Source organism: Aquimarina sp., from assembly GCF_977115655.1.
In genome coordinates this window covers 1-9,780 of sequence record NZ_CDSBKO010000105.1, presented here as the reverse complement: position 1 = coordinate 9,780, position 9,780 = coordinate 1, and the positions used below count along the sequence as shown (strand labels likewise).

The following is a 9,780-nucleotide window of genomic DNA, read 5'->3' as shown; positions in this document are numbered from 1 at the left end:
AAATTATACTAACTTTACATAACGCATAAGTATTATGGAAGACCCAATAAAACATACGATTACCAAAAATGGCGATTGGCAGCGTGAAAACCGAGACAATCTGGTGACCAAATACCTTGAGAAATACAAGGTACATCATCCCAAAGCTACGTATGGTATGCTAAACAAACGCATCATAGAAGCTAATCCAGATATCAAAAATTGGGCAACGATACAATTAGGGCAAGTAGTAAATATCCCTATGGATATTCCTAAAGAAGAAGATGCGGAACAAGAAACCACAGTAACCAATACCACTACCCAAACCAGTACAGCAACAGTTACTACAGAAACTACCAGTAACCAAACCACAGAGCAACAAACCGCTCCAGAATCGTCAGGCAAACCAGATAAAGCAGGTACGTATCCCGTATGTCATGGGGCAGAATGCAGGTGCGATCAAAGCAAAGAAAAAATGCCTGCACTATTAAAAGTAATAAGCCATCAGGACATTTATATAAATGATAAAGAAAGTGCCGAAAAACTTTTGGCAACAACTCAGGATCTGGGGATACCATTTCAAAAAAACGTTAGTACTTTTGGCAGCTGTTTACAACAACCATTAGGGTTTGGGCAATACAAACCCTGTATTCCTAATATTACTAAATGGGATAAAAGCTACCAAGCCATAAAAATAGCACAAGCCAATAATGGCGAAGCTTTATTAGAAGAAAGCGAAGGCGAGTGTAGTTTTAAAGGTAAAATAACCTTTACCACACACGGGCAAACACAAGTGATTACCGCAGCAGATGTAGCCGAAGTACCCGCAGAGGTGGCTGTAATGCTAACCTACGGTATGCTGACAGAGGAACAAGTACATGCACTAGCAACAGGAACATTCGAGGATAAAAAAATCCAAAACAAGCCAATTGAAGATATTAACGTTTTGGAACCGATCTCTCTTTCGCCCAAAAACGACACCTATAGGATCAATGTAAATCAAAAAACACTGGTTTTTAAGGTTAATAAACCAAAAAATATCGATGATAAAGAAAAAGCAGCTATAAATTGGGCAGTATATGTAAAAAAGGAAAACAACACCTATGGGCATCATCACACCTTTGTAGATCAGGGGGACACCTTTACTTTTCCGTACAGGACTCCAGGAGCTTATGCTATAGAAGCATTTAATGATACCCCAAAATTTAATAAAATAACAGGTAAAAGTAAAAGCAAAGCATACAACTTACTGGATATTGTATATCAACAAATAGAAGGGTTGGCACTAGCAGTCGATGGCAAAGACCGAACAGCAATCTTGCGGGTACGCCCTAGTGAAACAGTAATTGTAAGTGCAAAAAAAGAATTTCCTGACAATGATCTTAACCCAAAGCATATTGTTTGGGAAGCAACATTAGATGGTAAAAACATTCCTTTTACAAAAGATAAAACAGTACCACAAATAACGATACCTCCACAAAAAAACACCACTGCAAAAAAAATAGTAGTAAAAGCTACTTACGAGAATATTGAAAAAAAGATAACTTTTACGGTAGAAAAAAATTATATAAAAAAAATCAGCGCCGATAAAGACAGTATTTGTGTACTTAAAGAAAAGGAAACAAAAAAAGAACGCCATCAAGTAACCTTTACCGCACATTATCAACTACCTTATAATGCAGCATTGGGCGATCCAAAACCCCAATGGTGTTGGTATAACAGAGGACAAAAACCAGATACCCATACGGTACTACAAAATGAAAACGAACTTACCTATACTGGTACATCAGAAAAAGAAGGAGAATGGAATATTGAAGCATTTACCGAAAAACCCAAAGGATTAAGTGCCCCGCTAAAAGCTATTAAATCTCGAATAACCAAAGCCTATTGGGCAGATAAAAACGGAAATAGTATAAGCAAAAGTGGTTTTAAACATACTGTATACATACATATAGAAACACAAGCCTTGCAAGGAGAAAAATTACAACTCAATGTGTGGGAAAGCCAAAAAGGAAAAGATGATTTTAAGAAAAATGCAGGAGTACCTATAGAGATAAAAGAAAGAAACGGGATCATAAACCAAGCGTACACCATACCAGATGGAAATCCAGGCTATTGGAAAGAAAATAATAAATACGAATTCTTTTTTACTATCGAAACACTGGATTTTGAGGTAGAAGGTACTATGCAAGACCCCGAAGCAGAGAATCAATATATACTTATACCCGCTCCCGATAAAAAAGTAAGGTATCTGCATGTAGATAAAGAACAGGCAATAGTAAACCTAAGAATATACGAAACAGACAACCAACTGCATACAGGTATTGTAAAATATGGTGATACGGTAACCATAAAAATTAATACCAGAAATTATATAGATAAACCATTAGAGTTTAAAATATGGGAAGATGTTAAAATCGATAACCATACAGATGAGTATAGTGTATATGACACTTATGATGATAAGGAGCAAAAAGGGCATGTAATTAGTTTTAAAGTAGACGGAGAAGGCAAAGGCGAAGCTCTGTTTACTATACCAAAAGAATGGGAAAACAAACACCATAAATTAGCAGAATTACCTAGATATTTTTATTTAAAAGAAAAAGAAAGTGGTGTAGAGTTCCCAAGGGCTTACTATGTAGCCAATCCAAACAAAACCGAAGAAGAAAACAAAAAAAACAGCAACCGTATAATAGCCCTAATGTTAAAAGTAGCCAAGACTTTACAGTTAAAGGATTTTATGGAAGCCAATAGTGCCGTGATTTTGGGGAGTGAACCAAGTTTCGGGGAACAGGTGAAGCCTATTGTTGAGGAAGAAAGGTTACACTTTGATATATATGCTGATGGAAGTATTGCTAGATCGGGAAGTGAAGATAGTAAAGTAGCGAGCTATACTTATTATGATAAAAATGGAGAAGCACATGAGTTAGGTCAATGGAGGATAAAAATTAATGATACTAGATATAAAAATGGTAAAGAAAAAAAACCAAAAACGGGTGATTATGTGGTAAGATATAGCCCAATATATGAAGCAGATATCTATTATGCTAAAATCCCAGGAAAAATGCATTTGATAAACATTAAGAAAAAACCACTCAATTATAAAAAAGAAGATTTATTGATCTCTTATTTCCATAATTCGAATCGTGAATATGTTGATATTGGTGCATTTGCATCCTTTATAGGAGCTCTTGCAGAGGTGAGTTACGATGATGTTGTTTTAAATGGTTTTACAAATGCAGATGGTATAGGTAATCCTAGTAAAACCCATGTAAACGGGATATATGGTGATTTAAGATATTTTAATAAGAATAAAGTAAAAAAGAAATTATTAATTACATCACCTGAATTTGATGAATTGAGACAGAATAATTTTATTAATGCACTTTATAAATTTGGTTATAAAGGAATGGCGTCATTTAAATATGGTGAAAAAAATGACAAACTGGTTCATCATGGAAAGCATGTTAAAGGACATAAAAATCATTTACATATTCAAGGTTACGATTTAAATCATATCAAGAAACAATGAAAAAATTAATTTTATTATTACTAACATTTGTAATTGCTTGTAAACAAGTTCCAAGTTCTAATTTAGAGTCTCAAAACACAAGTAGTTATCAAGTATCAAACAATATACCTTTTCAATTATTTCTTGATGAAATTCAAGAAATAAGTTTACCCATAAATTATAAAACTTTTGATAATTTGTTTATAAAGAAACAAAGCGATTGGGATAAGGATATTTTTACCTTTAAAATTAATCTCAATGAGTTGGATAAAAATCTTGCAATATATGAAACCAAGACTTTTGATTTTGAGAGTTTAACAAAATCAAAAAAATATTCAGTTAGTGAGTTTTTGAGAATCAAACAAAAGAGTTTGGAAGATTTTGCTTTGGAGCAGTATTTGAAAAATAATAAGGTTGAAGATAATATTTTTTTTGTAATACCAATTTTAAAATTTAAAATTGATAATGTTATTGTGATTGGTTACTTAACAGTATTAGCCTTAGAAAACGACAATACTTTTGCTGCTATACGTTTACATACATATACAAATGAGGGTGAGATAATAATTAGTCAAGATAAGAAGGTTCAAGATGGTTTGTCTTTGATTTATGGATTCTCTTCTGAAGATGGCGCTGCAAATATTTTTTCTGATATTGATAAAAATGGTGTAGTTTCACGAAAAAGAATTTTTATATCTGATGAAAAGACAATTAAAGAGACTTATTACATCATTAACAAAAAGGGTTTTGTAATTAAAGAGTGATATTTTAGTTTTTATGAAGTAGGTACAAATTATGCAGATAAAGGAATACATGAAAGCAATAAACTTTATCTAGAAAAGGATAACATATTAAAAGGAGTTGCTAAGCATAACCCTGATCATAAATATATTGTATCTCAAATAAGAAGAAATTAAAATGAAACATTATCTAAAAATTGTAAGTCTATTATTTATAATATTGTTGTTTTCTTGTAAAAACAAAACAAATGAGACAGCTATATTCAAGAAGCAATCATTTGATTTTAAGTACAAAACTTTTATTGAAATCGAAAATCGTAATGGTGAATTCGTTATATATGATCCTTGTGATGGGCCTATTAGAAAACTAAAATGGAATTCAAAGGATGAACTTGAGATAATAGAGGTAGTTGAAAATGATTTGAAAACTATAACAAAATCAGAAAATCTTGATGATAGTTTTAGAATATACTATGGAGATGATGAATATTACGATTTTAAAGTTTTTGATAAGGAACAACATATTTTTAAAGTAACATGCAAACGAAATGCTGATTTTGCAAATGAAGGATGGGGAATACCTCCATATGTGGTAGATTCAGAGATGTCTAAAAAATTTAAAATAATCAAACAACCTTGTTTAGAGTGCTACACAAAAGAACAATGTATTGCTCTTGGAGAACTTTCTGCTCAGAAAAAATCAAATAAGGGTAATGAAGTTTCTGATTATTTAGTATACAAGAAAGCAAAAATAATTATGAAAGGTAAGGAAATTGAAATTTCGATCCCTTTTGTAAAAGAACATGTTGATTATAAAGGAGATACTTTGTGGGGAGAAAAGGAAATATCATCTGCCTTAGAGGTTAAGCTCTTAAAATCTAAAGAAGAAAATTTATACTTTGTTTTCGGAGAGGGTAAATGCGGTGCTTGTCCTAATTTTTCAGCTTTATACAATAAAAATGGGGAAAATTTATTCTACAATTACTCTGTTAGATTAAATGTACGAGAAGCAAAAAATCTTCTTTCTAAAGGAAATGATGATAAAATATTTTCTGATTATGGCTTATCAGATAAAGATATTAATATACAAATTAACGACCCTAACACTCCTACTTACATTATAAAGAATTGGTATTAATATTTTTCCTCACTGCTCCTAGTATGGTTACCGCTATTTTGGAACTAGTGGTGCGTATGAGTAAGAAAATAATAGTGATCCACAGCAGTAGTGTTGTAGTTTTATCAAATTTTCCGTTGCAAAATTTGATAAAAACAGATGTTTAAGAAAAGCGAAAATAGTAGGGGAATTGATAGCACATACAGATGAGTATAGTATGTATGGCACTTATGAAGATAAGGAGCAAAAAGGGCATCTAATTAGTTTTGAAGTAGATAAAGAAGGCAAAGGCGAAGCTCTGTTTACTATACCAAAAGAATGGGAAAACAAACACCATAAATTAGCAGAATTACCTAGATATTTTTATTTAAAAGAAAAAGAAAGTGGTGTAGAGTTCCCAAGGGCTTACTATGTAGCTAACCCAAACAAAACCGAAGAAGAAAACAAAAAAAACAGCATCCGTATAACAGCCCTAATGTTAAAAGTAGCCAAGACTTTACAGTTAAAGGATTTTATGGAGGTCAATAGTGCCGTGATTTTGGGGAGTGAGTTGCCTAAACCTTCTGTACAACATATGAAAATTATTACGGTTGACACAAAAGATTTAGGTGCTTGGCCAGTTAAAGAAAAGTTTAAAAAATGGACAAGAAGAATTGATAGTGGAGTTGGTAAGCGTCATGTAAAAGGAATTAAAACTGCTAGTAAAAACCATAAAGGTTTGGATATAAATTTCTCAGGAGGAGGGAATACTGATTTAGGCGCTCCTATTTATGCTACTCATGATGGCTATGCTCACACCGTTAAAGATAATACCTTTGGCTCTGGTGGTAGATATATAGAAATTATGTCTAGTGATAAAAAATTTATGACTCGATATATGCATTTAAGTAAAGTTAACATTGAGAAAAGCAATCAAATAAAAAAAGGTCAAAAAATAGGAGAATTAGGAGCCTCATATTATGGGCAAGAAGTTAGTAGTAAAATGAGTGCTCATTTACATTATGAAATTAGGACAGTTAAAAATAACACTTATGACGGTGTGATTGACCCTACAGAAGGTCGAGGATTTAAAACAAAACCTGTAGAATTAATAGACCCCCAAGATTGGGTAAACAACCCTACTTCGTTTAAATACTAATTTAGATATAATTATGAAGAATATTCTTTCTGTAATAATACTTTTATTTTTAAGCTGTAAAAAAGCTAATAATCTAGAGTATAAAGTAAGTACTGAAAAAACAGCGAATTTAGTAAAGCAACAAAAATCCTCAAAAGAAGATTTTAATAACTTTTTTGTAAAATTCAGTAATGATAGTATCTTTCAAAAAGATAGGGTCAAAGACACTTTATATCTTCATAATCTAGTAGAAACTGACAAATTTGAAGTTTTAAAATTCACAAAAGAAGATATTTCATATATGGATTTTAGAGATGATACTCTTGCTTATAAAAAAGAATACGATAAATACAGAGTTGAAACAGTTATAAAAGAAGATTCTACAAACTACTCTATGTACGGTATTGACAATGGTATTCTTTTACACTATGTCTTTATGAGAGATAAACAAAATAATGAATGGTATTTAACTTCAATTCATGATTATTCTAATTAACCAATCTCCCTGCTACCGCTAGGTGTGCTGTGAAAGGTTAGAAAAGAACCTCGTGACTGTAAATAAGAAGGGATTACTTCTAGTGGTAAATGGTAATTTAATATTAAAAAAATGAAAGCAAAAATTTTATATCTATTTTTCATTACTTTAATTTTTTTTAGTTGTAAAAGCAACACAAATTCTAGTTATGAACTGTATTTGAAGAGAAAAACTTTTTTAAGATTGACAGATACAGAAAATGGTGATGTATTATTTTTATCATGTGCGGCAAATCTACCTAAGTTGCGATTTACGAATACATTTTATAAAGATGTAGGTCAAGAACAGACGGAGTTTGATAATTGGCATATAAAAAGTGACACTAATAATACTTTAAAAATTGTATACTTTACTGATAATAATAGAGAGGAGAGTTCTAGTATTAGATTTGATACATTGAATAAGATAATACAATATAATGGATATCGTTATATGGATAGTATACACGCTGTAAAGCTTCCGTATATAATAGAAGAATGTGAAAAATGTAATGAAATAACTTTATGTGATGAGTGGAAAAAAAACGGTGAATGGAAAAATTTCATAATATCTCAACTTCCTTTAGAATTTATACCAAAAGATGAACTGGTTAAAATTAATTCTACAGTTTTTGATAAAGACTTTTTTAAACAGTGGCAAGGCACTTATAATTTTAGTTTAGAAGGTTTAGAACATATGGGAGAAAGTCATAGTATAAGTTATTCATTTATAATAAATGATAATTCCAAAATAATATCCCAATTAAATGATGAACCAAAACAAGAAATAGCCTGTACTATTTTTAAAACAACACAGGATACTCTAGTTATTCAAACTAAAGGAGCTAATCAAAATGAATACAATTTATTTAAGGATTCAAAAGGGGATTATTATATAGGAGGAGATGCAATTTACATGCTCAATCCTCCAAATGAAAGTTATCCTTTGATTAAACAATAAGTGTTATGCTGGTGACGATCTAAATAAAGTAAATACTACTCTTTAAGAAATGAAAATGACTACCTTGCTATCACGAGTATGTCGCTTATGATGGCACTAATTTTTCGGCTTTATACAATAAATGGGGGGACTTATTCTACAATTATTCTGTTAAATTAAGGAAACGATGATAAAATATTTTCTAATTATGTTTATCAAATAAAGATATTAATATACAAATTAACAATTCTAACACTCCTACTTACATTATAAAGAATTGGTATAATTAAAGAAAGAAATTTAATGTAACCTAGATTAGAGGAAATAAGGGACATGAAAAAACACTTTTTAATTTCAAAAATAACTTTTATAATCCTTTTATTATTTATAGGATGCAAATCAAAAAGTCAAAAAGATACAAGTAATAATGATTCTAATTTGATTAAGCATCAAGAAATAATAAGCTATTTAAATACAAAATCAATTACTGACTATTATAATAAGAAAGACAAAGAAATTATCATAGGTTCATCATTTGATAGTACGAATACCTTAGGGATATTTCAAGTAGTCTTCTATGATGAATTGAACGATATAACTAATCTATTTAAAGAAGACATGCCTCTGAAAGAAAAAAGAATAATGTTTGACAAATATAAAAAAACAGCATTTTTTATTGAGAAAAAGGATGTAGATAAAGTTCCATTAAAACATGTTGAAGGACTAGCTGTTGGATGGGAATATGATATGGTTACTCCATGTAAAGTTTCTATTTTTGAGTTCCAAAATGAATTGTGGAAATTCAAAACAGATTCACATATTAGCGAAAATAAAGAATATTATAATTTAAGAAACTCAATAAAATCTTTAAATAACATTAATAAAAATAATTTAGATTTAACGGGTAATTACTCTCTTTTTCAAGATTTAGGAAAGATTGATGATGTGGGTATTTCAATTGGCTATAATATAAAAATAACTAGAGATAGTTGCTTTTTCTCAGGTCAGGGCTATCAGACTAATTTTTATGATTTGTGTACTGTAAAGCAAAACAAGGATACGTTAGAATTGCATTATAACAGAACAATTGAGGGTACTAATTATAATAACAGTATTACCTCCCCTCTTGTTAAATTATATAAGAAAGGAAATGACTATTATGTCAAAAGCCCAGTTATATTTATAGATTCTAAGCCTAATAAAGATATTAAAATAGAAAAAGAAAATTGATTGTCTAGAATATTAATATGTAATAGTTAAGATTTAACCTCTATGCTGGTAATCAATATATACTTATACCCGCTCTCGATAAAAAAGTAAGGTATTTGCATGTAGATAAAGAACAGACAATAGTAAACCTAAGAATATACAAAACAGACAACCAACTGCACACAGGTATTGTAAAATATGGTGATATGGTAACCATAAAAATTAATACCAGAAATTATATAGATAAACCATTAGAGTTTAAAATATGGGAAGATGTTAAAATCGATAACCATACAGATGAGTATAGTGTATATGACACTTATGATGATAAGGAGCAAAAAGGGCATGTAATTAGTTTTAAAGTAGACGGAGAAGGCAAAGGCGAAGCTCTGTTTACTATACCAAAAGAATGGGAAAACAAACACCATAAATTAGCAGAATTACCTAGATATTTTTATTTAAAAGAAAAAGAAAGTGGTGTAGAGTTCCCAAGGGCTTACTATGTAGCCAATCCAAACAAAACCGAAGAAGAAAACAAAAAAAACAGCATCCGTATAACAGCCCTAATGTTAAAAGTAGCCAAGACTTTACCGTTAAAGGGTATGCATCCGAGCAACTACAGTATAGAATTTTCTTGATATCCAGGTAGTAATT

At 30.6% G+C, this 9,780-nt stretch carries 8 protein-coding genes; all 8 read left to right on the top strand.

What is annotated here, in order from left to right:
• The first annotated feature begins 34 nt into the window (after positions 1 to 34).
• The 8 genes from ACZIYX_RS23110 (at position 35) to ACZIYX_RS23075 (ending at position 9,764) form a co-directional block, all read left to right on the top strand.
• A complete protein-coding gene (locus tag ACZIYX_RS23110; RefSeq protein ID WP_462684632.1) occupies positions 35 to 3,511 on the top strand; it encodes a DUF4280 domain-containing protein in 3,477 nt (1,158 codons plus the stop codon).
• The gene (locus ACZIYX_RS23105) at positions 3,508 to 4,254 is read left to right on the top strand and encodes a hypothetical protein (RefSeq protein WP_462684631.1); all 747 of its coding nucleotides are present in this window, start codon (positions 3,508 to 3,510) and stop codon (positions 4,252 to 4,254) included. The genes ACZIYX_RS23110 and ACZIYX_RS23105 overlap by 4 nt, the downstream gene beginning before the upstream one ends.
• Before the next feature lie 154 nt (positions 4,255 to 4,408).
• Complete coding sequence (locus ACZIYX_RS23100; RefSeq protein ID WP_462684630.1) at positions 4,409 to 5,368, top strand: hypothetical protein; 960 nt, start codon at positions 4,409 to 4,411, stop codon at positions 5,366 to 5,368.
• Positions 5,369 to 5,537: 169 nt separating this feature from the next.
• Positions 5,538 to 6,485, top strand: coding sequence for a M23 family metallopeptidase (locus tag ACZIYX_RS23095; protein WP_462684629.1), 948 nt, complete (start codon positions 5,538 to 5,540; stop codon positions 6,483 to 6,485).
• 13 nt (positions 6,486 to 6,498) lie between these two features.
• Positions 6,499 to 6,960, top strand: coding sequence for a DUF4348 domain-containing protein (locus tag ACZIYX_RS23090; protein ID WP_462684628.1), 462 nt, complete (start codon positions 6,499 to 6,501; stop codon positions 6,958 to 6,960).
• Between the two features lie 111 nt (positions 6,961 to 7,071).
• Positions 7,072 to 7,938, top strand: a complete 867-nt coding sequence (locus tag ACZIYX_RS23085; RefSeq protein ID WP_462684627.1) for a hypothetical protein — start codon at positions 7,072 to 7,074, stop codon at positions 7,936 to 7,938.
• A gap of 312 nt (positions 7,939 to 8,250) precedes the next feature.
• Positions 8,251 to 9,147: a DUF5991 domain-containing protein gene (locus tag ACZIYX_RS23080; RefSeq protein WP_462684626.1), complete on the top strand. Its 897-nt coding sequence runs from the start codon at positions 8,251 to 8,253 to the stop codon at positions 9,145 to 9,147.
• Between the two features lie 95 nt (positions 9,148 to 9,242).
• Positions 9,243 to 9,764, top strand: a complete 522-nt coding sequence (locus tag ACZIYX_RS23075; RefSeq protein WP_462684625.1) for a hypothetical protein — start codon at positions 9,243 to 9,245, stop codon at positions 9,762 to 9,764.
• Positions 9,765 to 9,780 lie beyond the last annotated feature (16 nt).